Raw genomic sequence first — 18901 nt, forward strand, 5'->3', positions numbered from 1 at the left:
CTCAGTTTATATTTTTTCTGGCCATTCTATACTCCAAAGCTTGAGAATTTCTTTTCGAACAGCCTCAGAAAAATCCAAAGATATTTTACTACGAGTTCGATCTACGGCGTTTTTAAACTTTCTTTTAGGATCCACAATACCAGGTGCAAGCGTTTCAATGAGTTGTGTTAGCTGCTCTGCGTCTTGGGCGGCTGGCCCCATCGGCGCGAGGATAGACGGATCTTTAGCTGCCCGCTCTGGGACTGAATCGAAATCGAGCAACGCTTGTTTTTGTAACTGTGACAGCCTCATTGAGATATCTTCTACTGCGTCTCTAAGATGCGAATAGTCTTCAGGCTTAAGAGTTTCTTCAGCCTTGCTTTTCTTAAATTCGCCACGTAAACATTGTGCTGCATCGACCTTTAACAGATTATCTCCCAACTGATAGTCCTTCATTGAGCTCCGTTCACGTGGAGGAGTCATGAGACCTGAGCAAAATGGAGCAGCGAAAACTATCCGCTCTTGCAAATCTTTTCTGTCGCGCTTATAGGTCTCAAGCTTTACCTTATCCAGCGCAACAGAGGCCACTTCGAGCTTTTCATTCAAAGTTCGGAGCTCTGACTCACGACGAGCGATGCTTTCCTCCAATGCGGCTGTTTTGTACAGAGGAATAACCGTAAAATAAAGTGCTCCTATCGTGAGTGCAAAAAGTCCGAATTGAGATAAATGGCTAAGCCTAGAAAGCCAAATATCCACCGCTTTCGGATCATTACTGCGATGTGGTAGAGGATTTGGATGATATGGTGTTGCTGCAATGTTCCGTTTTGTTTTCGGGCGACGCATATGAATTCTGCTCTCATAAAGGGTGATGAGTGAATCTAAACGCTTTTGGAAGCCAGAAACCACATCGTCAACAGACAAGTCTAACGCTTACTTAGCCAACGCGTGTCCAAAAACATCAATCGTGTGGCCCGGTCCGAGCATCGAATTTATGGGGCGCGCGACTTCCAGGAAGGCGCTGGGTGGCTCAACCGAAGCGTAAATTAACTCGCAGTCGAGCGGATTCTAACGACCTTACCTCGTCAGTAGCTATTACCTACAGTGACAACAGAATCCCCCGGCAGCGCATCCACAGCCCCACCGGTATCTTATCCCTCGTCACCACTCGCGGTGACCGGACGGAGCAGCCTGCGGTTGTACTTAGGTACCTCTCTTGAAGGAACAGGCCGCTCCGCCCGATGTTTGATGGCGCTGTACGCCGGGCCCCTAGGCTTTCTGGCGATCCCCAGTTCTCTGGTCTACTCCGGCGTGCAGTGGCCATCTTTTAGCAACCCGGCTACTTATGGTGGCTGTACGAGGGTTCAGCCGACGGCATCAAGGTCGGCCTCTTTGCCGGAGACCTCGTACAGCCGCCTCCCTCAGCCAAGCCTCCTTCAAAGCCCAACAAAGGCGGTCGAGGGCCGAAGCCCAAGACAATCGCCTCCAACCTCAAACCTTCGGCCGAAAATGCACGTCGTTGCGGCGGTCAGATGTAGGAAAATTCCCCAAAGCATCCGTCACCGTATTATTTACGGTCTGATCTCGTTTAATATCGATGAGCCCGAAGCGCCCCATAAGACACTGTGTTTGCAACAATAAAGCCCCAAGAAATAAAAGAAGAAAGTCGCCCCGTTTAATTGCCGCAAACATATCCAGTGCGACACGTTTAAATACACTCCACATTACGCCCTAAAGGCTACGAGAGCTTGCGCCCGTACTTACGCATGCGTCAGAATCCGCTGGCTTGTGCGCTTTGCCCCTGGCCTCTATCGTTGACCTGCCACTGCCCATCAGTGGTCGGGTTTAGTCGCCCGGATGGTTTTAGTAAAGTGCGTAAGTACCATTCAGTCAGGTCATTCTATCCCTGCACTTGATGGTGGTTGTGTGCAGGGCGCCCCTGGGCGCGCCGGGCTTGCTAATTCCACCGGTCGACTAACCTGCGCACAGCCGCCACCCTTCTTTTAGTCGAGAACGGTTGCGGCCCCAACTGAGGGAATTAGTATATGTTCAAGGTTACTCCCAACCCCCCGGATATCGATTCGGTACTCTACGGCGACTCTCTCGACCCTGAAAAGTTGAAAGAGGCGGCAGACCGCGCACTCAAGCACTACCTGAACCCCGGGGCAACGAAAACGCAGATACAGCCCCGCAAGCCCAGCACGATCTTCACCATCGACGCAGCGGTGGATGACGAAACGTTGCTCGTTGAGGCGTGCGAATCCTTGGCATCCGCCAGCGTGATGGTCAGCGACCTCACCGATTTGACGGACGGCCCACGACGCCAAACGATGCTGGTGCTGCAACGGGTCATCATGTTGGGTGAGTTAGCGGTCAATCGGGTACTGGATAACCACAGGCCTGGGTAGTTGCCAGGCATTGTTGTGGGGCGCCGCAAGCGCCCTCACAACAAAAGATCAGCAAGAACTACAAGGTCTCTTGCTTCTCCTGTTCAGCAACGCGGCCAATGTAAGCACGCAGGTGAACCCTCGCGGCACTGGCTGGGCTAAGCCCGCGAAGCTCGGTGGAACGTTGGCTTCCGTCAGGCAGCGACACCGTCAAGGTGTCATTAAACACGCTGTACAAAGCGGTGTGCTGCACGCCTTCAATTTCAATCGTGATTTCGTCTTCCATCCGGTCTCCGGTTTTGGTTGCGGCTTGCTATGCAGTCCAAATCGTCTCTTTAAATCCGATTAAAAGCCAGTATCCAGGCGCATCGTCATCATCAGGGCTCAACCAAAGAGCAACCGATCTCACCGATCGACCTGGAGCAAGACGATGGCCGATGCATTCAATTTCACCCTCAATTTTCCGTTCACCAGCGCCAGTGGTGAGCAGATATCAACGCTGCCCATCAAACGCCTCAAACGCAAAGACATCACCGCGGCGCAAGCAGTGACCAAAGACGAAGGTGCCATGGAAGATCAACTGGTGGCCAAGATGCTGGGCATCACCCTCGAAGACCTCGGCGAGTTCGACATCGCCGACTCCCGACTAGCCACCGAGGTGTTGCGGGAAATGGCAGCCGCACGTGACCTTGCTGCACTCCTGGGACGAAGCGTTGCTGCTGGTACTCAGGATGCAGCCGTCTGAGATCGCTCAGCTCGACTTGGTGGAGTACTGGCGCTGGGTAGACGTGTGTCAGCGTGAGATCGATCGCCGGCTCGAACTAGCCGACAAAGCCAGTGGCTGATCAGCGTCACAGCACCCACCACCAACCCCGCCAGCAACGCGCCACCCGCCACCAAAGGGGCGGCGACCAAGGCCAGCAGCGGCAGCCCAAAACAGAACGCCAACACCGCCGCCCACAACGGCAAATGCACCAGGCACAGCCAGGCAAGCCAGATCACACCGGCGCCGAGGGCCAGTGCGTAAACGATGTGGGCGGTGCGTAGCGCGATTTTTTCTAACATGCCCAAAGCGTAGCAAGATCGATGGCGAACGAAGTCCTATTGGGGTTAAAAATCGGCGGGGTTGTTTCAGGCAGTTTCAACGCGGCCTTTGGCACAGCCAAATCCACCGTGCAGCAGCTCGGTCGGGCCACTGATGGCCTTGCGGTTAAGCAGCAGGCCGTCGGTAACGCGTTGTCGGCGTCCTTGGCACGTGGCGGCACCGGTCTTGTGCAATTGCGCCGCCAGTACGATGCGCTGGGCAACACCATCGACCAGCTCAAAGCCAAGCAAGACCGCCTCACGGCCAGCATCGAGCGCGGTACCGCCCTCAAGGGGCAGCGGCGTGACCTACGTGGTCAGGCCATGGAGGTCATCGGTACCGGCGTAGCGTTGGGCGCCCCCGTACTTCGTTCATTCAATACCGCCGTCGATTTCCAGGACCAGACCCGCGACATCGCCATCACCGGCGGCTTCAACCCAGCCCAAGAGCTGCGCCTGAGCTTGGCTATGCGTGGCGCGGCGCTCAGGTGGAACCAGACCCAAGCCGAGGTCGCCAACGGCACCGCCATACTTATCGCAGGCGGCATCGACAGTCTGAAAGAGCTCACCGCGTACGCCCCGGTCATGGCTAAAACCGCCACCGCGACCCGCGCCAGCATGAAGGACTTGGGTTCGGTCGCCATCGCGCTCAACGACAACTTGGGCATTGGCGCCGTGGGCCTTGAACGCTCCATGAACATGCTGGCCTTTGCCGGTAAAAGCGGTCAATTCGAACTGGCCGACATGGCCAAGTGGCTGCCGCAACTCACGCCCCAGTTCGCAGCCTTGGGCATTACCGGCGAGCGCGCCGTGGCAGAGATCGGCGCCGCCTTGCAGATCGCCCGTCGCGGTGCCGGCAGCAACGATGAAGCCGCCAACAACTACAAGAACTTCCTCTCAAAAATCACGGCGCCAGAAACGCTCAAGGCCTTTGAAAAAGCCGGCATCGACCTAAAGGGCAGTATGAAGAATCTGGTCAGCGAGGGGCTGTCTCCCGCCCAGGCCATGCTCAACATCCTCACCGCCCACTTGGGCAAAAAGGCCCCGACCGCGGCGGCAGAGTACGGCAAGGCGCTGGACATCAAGGATGAGCAAGAACGGGTCATGGCCCTGGCTCGGCTCGACGAAGCTTATAAGCTCGGCGCCTTGTTCGCAGACCAACAGGTCCTGTCCTTCATTCGGCCTGCATTGGCCAATCAAAAGGATCTGGCCGGCATCGAACAAGGCAGCAAAAGCGCCGCCGACCAAGGCGTGCTGGATCAGGATTGGGCCAAGCGCATGGGCAGCTCCAAAGAGCAATTGAAAGAGCTGCGCAATAACCTGACCGACGTAGGCCTTTCCGTCGGTAGCGCGCTGCTGCCCGCCATCGTCGAGGTCAGCCGCGCCGTGGTGCCGCTCATACGTTCGTTCTCGGCATGGGCAGAGCAGCACCCGGGCCTCATTCGCGGCGTCGTCGGTCTGGTTGGCGGTTTGTTGCTCGGCAAACTGGCCTTCCTCGGCGTGGCCTACGGCGTCCATCTGGTCATGGCACCGTTCGTGGCGATGACCACCACCGTCACCGCACTGTCGGCCAAATGGGCGGTACTGCGCGGGATGTGGCAGGTGGGCAAGTTCGCGCCGTTTATCACGCGGTTAAGCCGTACCGGCGCTGGGCTACTCAAGGTCGCTCGCGGCGCGCTGCGCTTGGGCAAGACGCTCGGCGGGACGTTGCTGGTAGGGTTGAAGCTCGCCGGGCAAGCCGTCCTTTGGCTCGGCCGAGCGCTGATGCTTAACCCCATTGGGTTAGCGATCACCGGCATCGCCCTGGCGGCTTACTTGATCTATCGCTATTGGGCGCCGATTAAAACCTTCTTTACCGGCCTCTGGAACGAAGTCCGCGCAGGCTTCGACGGCGGCCTGTCCGGCATTCTCGCGGTACTGCTCAACTTCTCGCCACTGGGTTTGTTTTACCGGGCCTTCGCCGGCGTCATGAACTACTTCGGCATTGAGCTACCGGGCACGTTCACCGAGTTCGGCGGCCTGCTCGTCACGGGGCTGGTCAACGGCATCGGCAACATGGCCGGCGCCCTCAAAGACAGCGTCGAAGGCATTGGTGCATTCGTTAAAGATTGGTTCACCGAAACCCTGGGCATTGAGTCGCCCAGTCGCGTTTTCATCGGTTACGGCGCCAACATCAGCGAAGGCGCGGCCCTCGGCATCAAGGCTCAGTCGGGACTGGTCCGGCAGGCGGCGTTGAGCATGGCCGCACAAAGCGCGGTCGACATGGCGCCGCCCAATCCGGCTCAGGTGACCCGGGCCAGCATGCTGGGCGCCGCTGGCGCGAAGTCCGCCGCCTCTGAGTCCGCAGGGCCCATGACCTTCCATTTCTCGCCCCAGATCAACGTTCCCAGCGGTGCCGGCATGGAGCAAATCAACCAGGGGCTACACGCCAGTTATGCCGAATGGGTGCGGTTAATGGAGCGCTACTTACACGACAAGCGCCGCCACAGCTACGGCCCCGCCAATGAGGTCACCGCCTAATGTTTGCCATCTTGGGCGATATCGAATTCACCGTTGCGGGCGGCATCAGCGGCATAGAACACAGCGGCTCGGCCGACTGGGCCGAACATGCGCGCATCCAAGGCAAGCCGTTACTGGAATGGATGGGCGAAGGCCTGGATGAATACCACCTAACCATTGAATTGCACCCGCTACTCGGCGACCCCGAAGCGCGTCTACGGGCATTGCGCTTAGCCAAAAGCCAACACCAGCCGTTGGCGTTCGTCATGGGCAGCGGTGAATACCTGGGGGCCTATGTCATCAGCAACATCAGCAACACTCTGCGGCGTGCCACGGCCACCGGGCAGGTCAAAGCGGCCACCGTGCAACTCAGCCTGAAGGAATACACCGGCGCCTTTACGCGCAAAACCCAGCGCCCCGGCTTACTCGACGACACCCTTAGCGGTACATCAGCCGCCACCATCGGCTCACCGGGTTTGATCTCTCACATGAAGCCTTCGCCCAGCGCCCTACAGAAAGTGGTCGCCCATGCGAAAACCGCCGCCACGGTGCTCAAGGCAGGCCAAAATTTTTACCACACGATCCAGAGCCGTAACGCCACCCTGATTCTGGAACAGGTCCCGCAGTTACTCGGTAAAACAGCGCAGGCCATTGAGCCGCTGCAAGGGTTAGCCACTGCCGCAGGACTGCTTCACAACGGTGCCGATTTATCGCGCCTGGGCGAACAGGTGCTAGGCGATGTCCTGGGCGCACGCGCCAGCCTGAACCCCATCGACCTCAGCAACCTCGTCGAGCGTTTTTCTGCATCCCGTGACGCCCTCGACCAAGCCGTCAGCCAAATGGACGGTGCCAACACCCGACTGGCGACCTTGGCCGCACAAATCCTGACTCGGAGGGGCTGATGTTCATTGCGCATATCACCACCGAAGGCGAACGCTGGGACCAACTGGCCTGGCGGTATTACGGCGACGCTCACCGATATTTACCCATCGTCCAGGCCAACCCCCACGTTCCCATCAGCGCCACATTGCCGGCGGGGCTGACACTCGCCATCCCCGTATTGCAACCACTGCCCACCACAGAAGACCTCCCGCCATGGATGCGATGATTCCCCAGCAGGTGCCACAGGCGCGCTTTGTGCTGACCTATCAGCAGCGCAACATCACCCGTAACGTCAGCCAGCACTTGCTGTCCTTGTCCTACACCGATTTCCTCACAGGCAAAGCCGACAGCTTGGCGGTCGAACTGGAAGACACCCAAGGCAAATGGCGCGATCAATGGTACCCAGGCCACGGCGACAGCTTGGCCCTGTCCATCGGCTGGGAAGGCCAGCCCCTGCGCGCCCTCGGCCGTTTCGAAATCGACGAAGTCGAACTCAACTGTCCACCCTCGACCATCACGCTACATGGCTTGGCCACCGGCATCAAAGCAGCGCTACGCACCACGCAACATCACGCCTACGAAAACACCACACTGGCCGCCATCGCCCAGCAGATCGCCACGCGCCAAGGCCTACAGCTGATCGGCAACATCCAGCCGATCCCGCTCGACCGTATAACCCAGCAAGACGCCGACCTGACCTTCCTGCGTAACCTGGCTGCCGAGTACGACTATGCATTCAAGATCACCGGCCAGCGCATGGTCTTCCATGCCATCAGCGAACTGACCAACACCGCGCCAGTGGCAACGCTGATCCTCCAAGACTTAAGCCATGTAAACCTGCGCGACCAAATAAAAGACGTCCCCCAGGCCATCGAGCTCAAACACCAAGACCCCACGAGCAAACAACTGATCACCTACAAAATCGAGAACGGCGAAACCGTCGCCGCGCCCAGCAGCCTCAGCAAAACCACCACCAGCGGCGACACCCGAAAAAGCCGCCAACGCAGCGCCTCGACCGAAGCGGCCAAAGCCAAAGCCAACGCCGAACGGGCCCAAGCCAACCGCGAACGCACCACCGGTAGCTGGACGGCCATGGGCCAACCCAACCTGGTCAGCGGCAACGTCATCGTCCTGGCCGCCGCCGGCCAACTCGCCGGCCGCTACCTCATCACCTCATCTCACCACCGCATCATCCGTACCGGCGGCTACACCGTCGACAAACACGTCTGCCGCGTCCGCACACCCCACCAAGAGCCAACCCCATGAGCACAGAACTGGCCTACGGAGAAGTCAGCGCCATCGATTATTTAAGCTGCCGCATCCGCGTCCGCCTGGACGACCGCGATGGCCTGCAGACTTATTGGCTCAATATCCCGCAGCGCTACACGCAAGGCACAAAGCAACGACCGCTTATGCCTGAACTGGGTGAGCAGGTCGCGGTGTTGCTAGATGCGGATGGGGTGGGTGGTGTGTACTTGGGCGGTATCTATTCAACTGCCGAACCGCCACCAGTTGTGGATGAGGACACGGATTATGTGCGGTTCAGTGATGGGACGATTTCGACCTACGACCGTGCAGCGGGAGTGATGACGCTGGATTGCGTGGGGGCTTTGATCGTGAAGTGCGGACGGGGTATCAGGGTTGAAGCAGCAGAGCCTCTGGTAGTGAAGGCGCCTTCAGCGACGTTGGATATCCCGCAGGTCACGTTGAATGGTGACCTGCAGGTAAATGGCGATATCAGCGCTACGGGAGGCATCATGGACACTGGAGGCAATTCAAACCACCACAGTCATTAGGCACTGTACGAAGTAATGTCGCAAACATCGCTAGCACAAGCTAACGAGACCATCGCTGCATAATTGTTCGCGAGCATGTCAAAGCGTGTGACGATGCGGCGGTTTTCTTTCAGCCACCCGAACATGCGTTCGATGATATTGCGCTACCGGTATTTTGGCCGATCAAACAAGCGAGGCTTGGGTTTGCGTTTCATGGATTGCAGAGGGATTACCGGCTGCATCCGGTAACGGTCACAGTAGCGAGTCATCGACGCGCACCATCAGAACTAACTATCAGAAGCATACCCACTAACAAGTAGGAAAAATCTGCAAAGACACTAGGGCAGCCCATTTTCGTTATTTTTTATTGCAGTAAATTTCGCTCGGCAATGCCATGCTTCATCTGGAGCTAAGATGCAGATAGCATTGATTAAGCGCAACCCTTTCGATGATTTTCGTCGATTCCAAAATCATCGTAAAGATGAGCAACCATTGTGGAATTGGATAATGAACATATTTACCCCAGCTCTAGTGATATTAACCTTGATCACAGGACTTTTATGGTGCACGGACAAATTTATCCTTGCACCAAAACGCCGAAAACTTAAGGCCATTACGGCTAGAGAGTCCGGCAAACACACACCCCAAAAACGAAATATCAAACCAGAATTGGTGGAAGCCGGAGGGGCTTTTTTCCCAACGCTGGCTATTCTGCTGATTATTCGCTCATTCATCTATGAGCCCTTTCAGATCCCAACAGGGTCAATGATGCCGACCCTACTTATTGGCGACTTTATCTTGGTAGAAAAATTTGCCTACGGCATTAAAGATCCCATTTTTCAGAAAACCTTAATTAAAACCAGCCGCCCAGAACGTGGTGATATAGCAGTATTTAAATACCCACAAGATAAAAACCTGAATTATATAAAGAGGGTTGTGGGATTGCCCGGGGATCGTGTGAGCTACGATCCTCTGACCAAAGAACTCAGCATTCAACCCAACTGCAGCGATGAGAAAACATGCACCTATACGTTACCAATCAATTACTCCGACACCCAAGAGAGCGTTTTTCTACAAACTTTTGCACATCAAAACAACCGACAAGTCAATTCAAAATTCATTCAAATACCACCAGGCGACAATAGAGCAAATGGCATTCGCCTGATTGAACGCAAAGAAAATTTAAGTGAGGTGACTCACCGAGTTTTAACCGTCCCAATTGAAAACAACTCAATACAAACATATTACCAACAACGTGCAAGCTGGATTGTTCCAGCTGGACATTATTTTATGATCGGTGACAATCGAGACAATAGCGCTGACAGTCGTTATTGGGGTTTTGTCCCGGAGCAAAACCTGGTTGGCAAAGCGACAACAATCTGGATGAGCTTCGAGAAACACGAGGCGGAATGGCCGACCGGCGTTCGCTTGAATCGAATAGGTAGAATTCACTGATCATGCGCAAGAGCAGTTCGTCAAAGACTTCATCGCAGCGAGGGTAAAGGTGGAAAAAAGGGGACGGATTTGAATGGCACTTCGGCAGGCACTGTACTCGTAGCAGTGCGGTGACGGCAGTTTCAAAGGATTCGTACAGAACCTAGGTCGCTGGCTCCACATCTATCGGCTGCTCATCACCGGCACCAACGTGTGGTTTATTCCAGGCGACCTTACCTTCTTCGTTTACCGGGAAGTCGGGGTGGACCTCTTCATGTACGATTCCCGAAGGGCCAGTGATGCGTAACGCCACACGCAGGGCACCGTCAACTTTCAAAAATCGAGTCTCTTGTTCGAACGTGCCATTTCGCGAGTGCGTGACGATCTTGAAGCTGAACCGAGCTCGATCGCCGACATCGTTTTCAGCAATTTTTTGGTTCATTCCGCAATGGACGTCACCCAATTGGTGTTTGGTTGTGAAATCCATCCGACCCTGCGGCTTGAAGCCCCCTTTTAACTTTTCCACGTCGGTAATTCTGACGCTCACTTGCTGTAAGGAATACTGCCCCTTGTGGATAGCGATCCACAGTATTTTTGAGCCGACGAAACTGACCGGAAAGACATGCAGATAGCTGTCACCGCCAGTGATGTGGCTAATCATGTTCTGAGTTTTGCTTTCCAGCTCGTTAACCAAGTCATTGAGGCGCTGTTCGACGCTCCCAAAGCTTTTTTCCACACCAGCCTGTTTTCGCACTCTGAAAATCTGACCAGTCATCCAGCTAGCCAAGAAAAACGAAGTTCCGAAGGTCGAAATGGTGCTTTTAAACGAGACCTCCGGCCCCCAGACGGCGTAGGTAGTCCATACCGTCGCGACCACAAGAGGTATTCGAAACTCTTTTACGAGCTGTTGGACCGTTGATTTTGACATGCCAAACATTAAAACGACTCCCTTCGATATTTTTGCGATATCGCGTCATCGGCCTTGCGAGCAGCATCTTTAAATCCGATTAAAAGCGACCATCAATTAGATCGCCCACCATGGGCTCATGACCAAGCCCATTCCCCACACCAGCATCACCGCCGCCCACTGGCAGCCCGCCCTCGGAACCTCCGGCGAGGTGGTTCAGGGCCTGCGCGACATCGACCAGGCCATCCGCATCATCCTCTGCACGCCCAAAGGCAGCGCCCCCCACCGCCCAGAATTCGGCAGCAATCTGCACCTGTACCTCGATTGGCCTACTAACCGCGTCACACCGCACCTGGTGCGCGAAGCCGTCGACGCAATTCGCCAATGGGAACCCCGCGTCTCGGTAGTCCAAGTGCAAATCCAGATCCATGCAGCACAGATCACTGTGCGGGTGCAATGGCGCGTAGCCGGGGAAGTACCCCAGTTGACCGAGGTGCCCTATGCGCGAGTTGCCTAAACCCGAACTCATTAAAATAGACCCCGCCGCGCTAGAGGCCCAACTGATCGCCCGCTACGAGCAGAAGTCAGGCAAAACCTTGTACCCGGCCCAGATCGAACGGTTGTACATCGACCAGATTGCCTATGCGGTATCCCGGTTGCAGATGAGCATCCAGCATGCTGGGGAACAACTGCTGGTGCGATTCGCCCGTGGTCCGATCCTTGATTACCTCGGGGAACTGGTCGCCACGCCAAGGTTGCTGGCCCAGGCCGCCCGTTGCACCGTGCGCTTCACCATGCTTGCGGCCGTAACGCAGCCACTGCTGATCCCAATCGGAACTCGGGTCAGCACCCAAGATGCCAAGCTCACGTTCATCACCGATCGGGACGTGGTGATGGCTGTCGGTCAAAGCCAAGTCACGGTCACCGCAACCTGCACGACGGTCGGCGAACATGGCAACGGCTGGTCCGCCGGACAAATCAGCGTCCTTGGCAACTCACCAGCGCCGGGCCTGACCGCCAGCAACACGACGGTCACCGCCCACGGTGCCCAAGATGAAGACGATGACCGCTACCGCGAGCGCATCATCTTGGCCCCCGAAGCCTTCAGCAACGCGGGCAGCCGCGCAGCCTATCGCTACCACACCCTGGCCGTGCACCAGTCCATCGTCGACGTCGCCGTGCAAGGCCCAGACGAAGGTCAGCCAGACGGCCACGTCGCGCTGTTCCCGCTGACCACTTCTGGCTTGCCAACAGACGATCTACTCCGACGCATCGAGAACCAGATCAGCGGCGAAAAACTCCGCCCTCTATGCGACACGGTCAGCGCGCTATCACCCGCCGAGGTCCCTTATCAAATCAAGGCAAACATCACGTTCTATGCCCACGCCGACCGAAGTGTCGCCATGGCCACCGCGCAGGCTGCCGCACGGGCCTATGCAGACGAATGCCGTGCCAGCCTAGGCCGCGATCTGGTGCCAGAACAACTCACAGCGTTGCTTCAAGTCACCGGCGTATACCGCGCCCATCTGTCGCTACCGTCCGGCGTGCACGAGTTGCAAGGAAACGAGTGGGCAAACTGTACCGCCATTCATTTGATCGATGCCGGGGTGGCCCATGACTGAACAGCCACTGCCGCCGGTATTGGCCGGCGATGAACGTTTCGCGCTGCTGTTTGAACTGCTTAACCAAGCCTTGGATGACCTCGACCTCAACGTGATGCTGGTCTACCTGATCGATCTAGTGAAACCCTCGTTGCTTCCGATCCTGGCCGACCAGTTCTCACTGTTGGACGAAGCAGCCTGGCAATTGGCCGAGTCCGAAGAAGCCAGACGCAAGTTGGTTAAAGGTGCCGGTGAACTGCACCGCTTCAAAGGCACGCCCTGGGCAATCCGCGAGGTCATTCGCCTGCTGGGCTTCGGCGAAGTCACCCTCCTGGAAGGGCTACAAGCGCAGCCGAGCACGGAACCTTCCACCTGGTCGCTGTACCGGGTCGTTCTAAAACGCGTCATCACCAACGATCAGGCGGTGCTCGTGCGCCGCTTACTTCTTTCCGTCGCCCCAGCGCGCTGTCGCCTGGTGTCGCTCGACTATCAATCCGTCGCCATTCGCTACAACGCTGTCGCGTGTTACGACGGCCAATACAACCATGGGAGCAGCTAATGGCCGATTTACCCGAGTCTCAAGAATGGGCGCCAGGTGTTTACCAGCTCGAAACCTCCGATCCCGTTCTAGGCGGGCCAGAGGGCATATCCAATCAACAAGCCAAACAGCTGGCGAACCGAACGAGCTGGCTAAAGAAAAAAATAGAGTCTTTCCTCGACGGCTCCGGCATTAGCTTTGCGAGCCTACGGGATGCAGAAAAAGGAACCGATACCAAAAAACCGATGAATGCGCTCAGAGTATTTCAAGCGATCAGCGCCAAAGTGGTTCAAGCAACGATAGTTACCCCAGGCATTGCACGGATTGCCACTCCTTCTATGGTCATAGAAGGGACCGATTACGGCTCAATAGTGACGCCACACGTTCTCAGGACCGTGTTCCCGTTTCGTGGTCGGCAGGTCTACAAAGTGCCCGGAGTATTTACTTGGAAAGTACCCTCGGGGGTAACCAAAGTCTGGGTGGAGGTCATCGGCGGTGGCGGCGGTGGGGCTCGATCTAAAACACTCCCAGGTCCCTCCGGTGGTGCTGGTGGAGGGATAGCCCGAAAACTTCATGAACTCAGCGGCCAAACCACAGTGACAGTCACCGTTGGCGCGGGCGGCATTGGCGCTTTGGTTGACGGGGGGGCCGGCACCGCGGGTGGGACTTCATCATTTGGCAACGCCGTAGCGGCCACGGGCGGTGGTGGTGGTTTGATTACTGGCCACGCCCCCTTTGGTGGACAAGGTATGGGAGGCGACGAGAATCATAGCCTTGGACCGGCTGGTCACCCCATCGGTCGTGCCAATAATAATGGCTTCTACGGAGGCGCTGGCGGAGGGGGCGAGTCAGTCTCCACTTCAGATGACACCCGCAAACCTTCAGCACCAGGACAAGGAGGTGGAGGGCGCGTATCCGACGCCGCCCCTGATGGCGCAGGTGGACAGGTAATTATTCAATGGTGACAAGCATGTGGGCACGCATAGAAAACGCAACAGTCGCTGAGATGACAAGCATCGACCCACAAGGCCGGTTTCCCTCGTCACTAATCTGGATAGCATGTCCTGACAACACACAGCCAGGCATGCAGTACGCGGATGGAATATTTACAGTAAAACTAAAAGCGCCAATCGACCATGCCGCACAAATTGCCAGTCGGCGCTACCAACACGAAACAGCAGGCATCACCGTAGACAGCGTGAATATCGATACCAACCGCGACAGCCAGGCGTTAATCACCGCTGCGGCGTTATCTGCCGTCATTGACCCAACTTACGTATGTGTTTGGAAGGCGTTAAACGGCCCGGTCACGCTAACGGCAGCCCAGATAATCGAGATAGCCACAGCCGTACGAGCACACGTCCAGGCCTGCTTTGATCGGGAGTGTCAGTTACTAATGGCGCTGGCCGAGGAGACCTATACAGTCGCCATGCTTGACCACGGGTGGCCGGCGATACAAGAGGCATAACCATGCAGGAAATTCGCTGTGGCGAGTGCCACCGCAAACTCGCCACCGTCCGCAGTTTCATAGACCTACAAATCAAGTGCCCGCGCTGCCGGACACTCAATCACCTGAAGGCCCCGAGCCTCCTATCCGAATGCCCTGAGCATCTGCCCACAAAAGAGCAGACATGCCCCAGCCCACCATTGGAAGCCTGTTCGCAGGCATAGGAGGTTTTGATGTCGGATTCGAAAACGCAGGCTACCGAACCGCCTGGCAAGTGGAACTCAACCCCACCAACCGGGCTGTCCTTACCGACCGATTTCCACACGCCACCCAGTTCGAAGACGTCCGCCACTGCGGCGCCCACAACCTCAGCCTCGTCAACGTCCTCACTGCCGGATTTCCCTGCCAAGACATCAGCATTGCCGGCTCAAGACCCAACAACAAAAACACCCGAGGCCTACGCGGCCAACGAAGCGGCCTGTTCTGGGAAGTCATACGAATCCTCAAAGAGACACAACCTCGCTGGGTGGTGCTTGAGAATGTCGTTAACCTGCTCGCTATCAACGATAGCCAAGACTTTGAAACAGTCATCGGGGCCCTTGCGCAATGCGGGTATGTGGGATGCTGGCGAGTGCTTAATGCTCAATATTTCGGAGTCCCCCAGCAACGTCGTCGCATATTCCTGGTCGCAGGTCATCGACGAATGCCCCCCATCGAGCTGCTGGCTGACGCCGCGCCAGTGGAAGCAATACCTCCAGCGTCTGGCAAGATCCCGTGGCCACGGCCCGCGGATGCATGGGCTGCCAATACTCTATTGGCAAACAAAGCAGGCTCACAAATCGCTATGGGCTGTACAACTTTCATCGCTCACCCGCACCGATGGCATCAGATGGCTGAGCGGCAGCGAACGTCTGAAGATGATGGGATTTGCCTCGGACTGGATGCGGCCAACCTTGCAGAGGCTTTCGCTGCCGGAAACGCCGTCGTTACGCAAATCGCGCAATGGATTGCCGAAAAGCTAATCAAAGCCGGCTAGCAACCAAGGCAGCGGGGACATCGTCCCCGCTGCCAACCCCCACCTCAACTTCCGAAACTCCCTTGCACCACACGCAAAAAACCTAAACCCTATTTACCTCGCCCCAGCGCCCGAGTTTTTCGCGCTCGGCATCATCAGGACGGTGAAGACTATCTGCGAGCTGGCACAACACCATTGTGGCGAGGGGATTTATCCCCGCTGGGCTGAGAAGCAGCCCCAAGTTCAGCCAACTTCATGAACCTGACACACCGAGATGTCAGGTTTTAGGGCCGCTTCGCAGCCCAGCGGGGATAAATCCCCTCGCCACACAATGGGTTCAGTCAGTTCAGTTCGCCGTTTCAGCCACAGACGCCTTGACCCGCTCAACCTTGCGATAGGTCAGCAGCACGATGCCCGTCACCACAATCGCACCGCCCATCACCTGGCCCGGGTTGAGCATCTGGTCCAGTACCAGCCAGCCGATCAGCAGCGTCGCCAGCGGTTCGATATTCATCACCGGGGCGTTGCGCGGCATGTCCAGGCGGGGCACGGAAATGAACAGCACGATGAACCCGGTGCCATAGAGCACCACCAAGGTCGCCAGGGCGATCCACCCGGTGCTGCTGGCCGGCAGGTCGAAACCGCCGGGCAGGGCACCGGTCAGGCCGGCGAGGTTGACGCTGCTGAATACGATGAAAATCGTCAACAGGCTGCGTACCGAACCGCGCACTTGGGACAACTTGTGATCGGTGATCCACAGCGCGCAGGCGAACACGCAGGCGGCGCAGAACGCCAGGCCCACCCCGAGCAGCCACTGCGGGCCGACGTCCTGCCCGGACGATAAGCGTGTCGGCACTTCCAGCACGAACACCAGCCCCACCAGGATCATGCCCATCAACGCGGCGGTGCGAGCCGTCGGGCGCGGTCCGCCCAGCGCCCAGGTCAGCAGGGCCAGCAGGATCGGAAACACGTTGCCGACCAACAGCGCCAACGCCACCGGCACTCTCGCCACGGCGGAGTACAGGCACAGGCTCTGGGCGCCGATCAACAGACCCAGGGTCAATTGCCAACGCCACGCGCCGGGCGGCAAGCGCAGGCTCTGTCGCTGCCAGAGCACCATCGCCGCCAACACCAGCAGCGTCCCGCCCGAACGCAGCAGGATCGCCAGCAGCACCCCGGCACCGTCGTCGAAGGCGGCCCGGGCGGCGACATGGTTACCTGCGAAGGCACAGCCCATGCACAGCAGGACGAGCACCGCGAGGTGGCGGGGTAACGGGGTGGGGGTATCCGGTGTGGCAGTGGAACGGGTCATGGCAGGTGTCTCGAAGGCGGCCGCCAAGGCAAAAGGCCTCGGATCAGCTATTTGTAGTTATAGGTTGTCGTACAACTTTAAGGTTTCTGCCTCATGGGTTGCAAGGGATAAGGTCTGCAGGCCTGTACGCTGTGTTGCAGCGGTGCCGTCACCTCGCAATATCTACACGAGGCGGCCTTATAGCCGATCTGGTTCTTGATGAGACCGCGTGTCCCCTGTGGGAGCGAGCTTGCTCGCGATGGCGGTGGTTCAGTCACATGGATGTTGGGTTTGCTGGCCTCATCGCGAGCAAGCTCGCTCCCACAGGTTTTGCGGTATACATAAGTTTTGTGTCTGCTGAAGATCCAATGTGGGAGCGAGCTTGCTCGCGATGGTGGTGGCTCAGTCACATCGATGTCGGCATGTGTCCCGCTCTTGCTCTTGCTCTTGCTCTTGCTCCTGCTCTTGCTTTGGATCTTGATCTGGACGCCCCGTTAACCACGCTGGCCGAACGCAGGCATTGCGCAGTGGGCATCCCGGCATGGATGCCGGGATAGCCGCGCTGGGCCATGGATGGCCCTTCGCGGCGGGCCCACGGAGCAATGCCGGAGTGAGGGTATGCCGAGCCTAGGCGAGGCACCAAGTGGTGGGGCAAAAGCGTTTTGGTTACTTTTGCGCTTTTCAAAAGTGACCCGCTGTAAGAGCGGAACCCTAAGCAGCCGTTACCGCAGAAACGGATATACACACCAATCCAACTAAAAACGACGCCACTCGAAACGGAAAATCAAAACCATGGTAAGCACCTTAAGTGAACAGCATTCCGCACATTGCCCAGCGCTTTGCTGTACAACAATCTGACCCCTGTGTCGTTTACAGCCTTACCCTTCCAGCGGAACCCCTCATGCGCCTGGCTGATTTCATTCTCGACAATATCGAGCCGATTCTTCAGGCGTGGGAAGACTTCGCCAAAACCATCACCCCCGCGTCCCTTGGCATGGATTCCGTGGCCCTGCGCGACCACGCCGAGCAGATGCTGCGCACCATCGCCGCTGACCTGTGCACCTCGCAAACGCGCAAGGAGCAGATTGCCAAGTCCCACGGGGAGGCGCCGGCGGCTGATGCCGAAACCGCCGCCGAAACCCACGCGGTCATCCGTCAGTCCTCGGGTTTTACCGTGGAGCAAATGGTTTCCGAATATCGGGCCCTGCGCACCAGCGTGCTCATGCTCTGGATGCCGCACACGCAGCTGGATCACAAGCAGGTCATGGACGATCTGATTCGATTCAACGAGGCGGTGGACCAGGCCTTGGCCGAGTCCGTCGTCAGTTACTCGGGGGCGGTGGATGCGTCGCGCAACATCTTTCTGGGGATTCTCGGGCATGACCTGCGCAGCCCCTTAGGGGCAATCCTGCTGAGTTCAGAGGTGCTGCTGCGGGCGGGGGACCTGCCCGCCAAAGCCACCAAGATCACGTCGCGCATCTACACCAGCGTCAAGCGGGCCAACAAAATCGTTGGCGATCTGCTGGATTTCACCCGTACGCAACTGGGCTCGGGCATTCCGGTGCAGCGCTTCAACGGCGATCTGGTGGCCGCCTGCGAAGGCATGGTGGAGGAGGCGCGGGCCTATCACCCGGAAAACAGAATCCTCTTTGAAACCACCGGTCCCTTGGAAGGGTTGTTTGACCAGGCACGCATGGAGCAGGTGTTCTCCAACCTGATCGGCAATGCCGTCCAGCATGGTACCGAGGGCACGCCGATTACCGTTTCGTTGAGCGCTGAAGAGGATATGGCAGTGATTGCGATCAACAACCAGGGCAAGCCTATCGAGAAAGAGGCCATTGCCAGCATCTTCAACCCGATGGTCCGAAATCTGCGTGAAACGCAGTACGGTTCCACGGCCGGGCTCGGACTGGGCCTGCACATCGCTTCGGCAATCGTATTGGCCCATAAGGGCACCATCGAGGTGCATTCGAAGGCGCGAGTTGGCACGACCTTTACCGTTCGCATACCGCTGCACCCGGACTGATTGACTGTACGGATGGACCATTTCATATGCTTGTACGATG

20 protein-coding genes and 1 pseudogene are annotated in these 18901 nt (G+C 57.4%); 16 read left to right on the forward strand and 5 right to left on the reverse strand.

All coding sequences use genetic code 11. From position 1 onward, the window contains the following. Positions 1-6: 6 nt before the first annotated feature. The gene (locus tag AC3A5O_RS07850; RefSeq protein ID WP_487753062.1) at positions 7-900 is read right to left on the reverse strand and encodes a hypothetical protein; all 894 of its coding nucleotides are present in this window, start codon (positions 898-900) and stop codon (positions 7-9) included. Between the two features lie 1121 nt (positions 901-2021). Between AC3A5O_RS07850 and AC3A5O_RS07855 the strand changes: the two genes are divergently transcribed. Further along, on the forward strand, positions 2022-2384 hold the full coding sequence (locus tag AC3A5O_RS07855; protein ID WP_487753063.1) for a DUF6124 family protein: 363 nt from the start codon (positions 2022-2024) through the stop codon (positions 2382-2384). 58 nt (positions 2385-2442) lie between these two features. Here the strand turns inward: AC3A5O_RS07855 and AC3A5O_RS07860 are convergent, their stop codons facing one another. Further along, complete coding sequence (locus tag AC3A5O_RS07860; RefSeq protein WP_487753064.1) at positions 2443-2649, reverse strand: hypothetical protein; 207 nt, start codon at positions 2647-2649, stop codon at positions 2443-2445. A gap of 144 nt (positions 2650-2793) precedes the next feature. Here AC3A5O_RS07860 and AC3A5O_RS07865 point away from each other — a divergent pair, with 144 nt between their 5' ends. The 6 genes from AC3A5O_RS07865 to AC3A5O_RS07890 all read left to right on the forward strand — a co-directional run bounded on the left by AC3A5O_RS07865 (position 2794) and on the right by AC3A5O_RS07890 (position 8623). Continuing rightward, on the forward strand, positions 2794-3108 hold the full coding sequence (locus AC3A5O_RS07865; protein WP_487753065.1) for a phage tail assembly protein: 315 nt from the start codon (positions 2794-2796) through the stop codon (positions 3106-3108). A gap of 341 nt (positions 3109-3449) precedes the next feature. Next, on the forward strand, positions 3450-5966 hold the full coding sequence (locus tag AC3A5O_RS07870; protein ID WP_487753066.1) for a phage tail tape measure protein: 2517 nt from the start codon (positions 3450-3452) through the stop codon (positions 5964-5966). Further along, positions 5966-6847, forward strand: a complete 882-nt coding sequence (locus tag AC3A5O_RS07875; protein WP_487753067.1) for a phage tail protein — start codon at positions 5966-5968, stop codon at positions 6845-6847. The genes AC3A5O_RS07870 and AC3A5O_RS07875 overlap by 1 nt, the downstream gene beginning before the upstream one ends. After that, the gene (locus AC3A5O_RS07880) at positions 6847-7053 is read left to right on the forward strand and encodes a tail protein X (RefSeq protein WP_030132023.1); all 207 of its coding nucleotides are present in this window, start codon (positions 6847-6849) and stop codon (positions 7051-7053) included. The genes AC3A5O_RS07875 and AC3A5O_RS07880 overlap by 1 nt, the downstream gene beginning before the upstream one ends. Further along, entirely contained in the window at positions 7041-8093 is a 1053-nt protein-coding gene (locus tag AC3A5O_RS07885; RefSeq protein WP_487753068.1) for a phage late control D family protein, read from the forward strand. The genes AC3A5O_RS07880 and AC3A5O_RS07885 overlap by 13 nt, the downstream gene beginning before the upstream one ends. Then, positions 8090-8623: a phage baseplate assembly protein V gene (locus AC3A5O_RS07890; protein WP_487753069.1), complete on the forward strand. Its 534-nt coding sequence runs from the start codon at positions 8090-8092 to the stop codon at positions 8621-8623. Before AC3A5O_RS07885 ends, AC3A5O_RS07890 begins: the two co-directional genes overlap by 4 nt. Here the strand turns inward: AC3A5O_RS07890 and AC3A5O_RS07895 are convergent. After that, a pseudogene (locus AC3A5O_RS07895) lies at positions 8603-8871 on the reverse strand (hypothetical protein); the annotation flags it as partial. The gene AC3A5O_RS07890 and the pseudogene AC3A5O_RS07895 overlap by 21 nt on opposite strands. 145 nt (positions 8872-9016) lie before the next feature. Between AC3A5O_RS07895 and lepB the strand changes: the two are divergent. Beyond that, positions 9017-10057 carry a signal peptidase I gene (lepB, locus tag AC3A5O_RS07900; protein WP_487753070.1) on the forward strand — a complete coding sequence of 347 codons (1041 nt, stop codon included), beginning with the start codon at positions 9017-9019 and terminating at the stop codon, positions 10055-10057. Positions 10058-10199: 142 nt separating this feature from the next. Here the strand turns inward: lepB and AC3A5O_RS07905 are convergent, their stop codons facing one another. Then, positions 10200-10973, reverse strand: a complete 774-nt coding sequence (locus AC3A5O_RS07905; RefSeq protein WP_487753071.1) for a hypothetical protein — start codon at positions 10971-10973, stop codon at positions 10200-10202. A 109-nt stretch (positions 10974-11082) separates the two neighbouring features. Here AC3A5O_RS07905 and AC3A5O_RS07910 point away from each other — a divergent pair, with 109 nt between their 5' ends. The 7 genes from AC3A5O_RS07910 to AC3A5O_RS07940 are packed head-to-tail and all read left to right on the forward strand — an operon-like array spanning position 11083 to position 15565. After that, on the forward strand, positions 11083-11460 hold the full coding sequence (locus AC3A5O_RS07910) for a GPW/gp25 family protein (RefSeq protein ID WP_487753072.1): 378 nt from the start codon (positions 11083-11085) through the stop codon (positions 11458-11460). Beyond that, on the forward strand, positions 11444-12565 hold the full coding sequence (locus AC3A5O_RS07915) for a baseplate assembly protein (protein WP_487753073.1): 1122 nt from the start codon (positions 11444-11446) through the stop codon (positions 12563-12565). Before AC3A5O_RS07910 ends, AC3A5O_RS07915 begins: the two co-directional genes overlap by 17 nt. Further along, entirely contained in the window at positions 12558-13103 is a 546-nt protein-coding gene (locus AC3A5O_RS07920) for a phage tail protein I (RefSeq protein ID WP_487753074.1), read from the forward strand. Before AC3A5O_RS07915 ends, AC3A5O_RS07920 begins: the two co-directional genes overlap by 8 nt. Next, positions 13103-14047 (forward strand): glycine-rich domain-containing protein, encoded by a 945-nt coding sequence (locus tag AC3A5O_RS07925; protein ID WP_487753075.1) that lies wholly within the window; start codon positions 13103-13105, stop codon positions 14045-14047. Before AC3A5O_RS07920 ends, AC3A5O_RS07925 begins: the two co-directional genes overlap by 1 nt. Positions 14048-14052: 5 nt before the next feature. Beyond that, positions 14053-14550, forward strand: coding sequence for a DUF4376 domain-containing protein (locus AC3A5O_RS07930; protein ID WP_487753076.1), 498 nt, complete (start codon positions 14053-14055; stop codon positions 14548-14550). Positions 14551-14552: 2 nt separating this feature from the next. Further along, the gene (locus AC3A5O_RS07935) at positions 14553-14753 is read left to right on the forward strand and encodes a Com family DNA-binding transcriptional regulator (protein ID WP_305490536.1); all 201 of its coding nucleotides are present in this window, start codon (positions 14553-14555) and stop codon (positions 14751-14753) included. Beyond that, a complete protein-coding gene (locus AC3A5O_RS07940; protein ID WP_487753077.1) occupies positions 14714-15565 on the forward strand; it encodes a DNA cytosine methyltransferase in 852 nt (283 codons plus the stop codon). Before AC3A5O_RS07935 ends, AC3A5O_RS07940 begins: the two co-directional genes overlap by 40 nt. Before the next feature lie 325 nt (positions 15566-15890). On the opposite strand, the gene AC3A5O_RS07945 is transcribed toward AC3A5O_RS07940, so the two are convergent. Then, complete coding sequence (locus AC3A5O_RS07945; protein ID WP_122568534.1) at positions 15891-16856, reverse strand: EamA family transporter; 966 nt, start codon at positions 16854-16856, stop codon at positions 15891-15893. An 880-nt stretch (positions 16857-17736) separates the two neighbouring features. Here AC3A5O_RS07945 and AC3A5O_RS07950 point away from each other — a divergent pair. Next, positions 17737-18861, forward strand: a complete 1125-nt coding sequence (locus tag AC3A5O_RS07950) for a sensor histidine kinase (protein WP_487753078.1) — start codon at positions 17737-17739, stop codon at positions 18859-18861. Positions 18862-18901 lie beyond the last annotated feature (40 nt).

This window comes from Pseudomonas sp. Soil_N_39, from assembly GCF_057655955.1.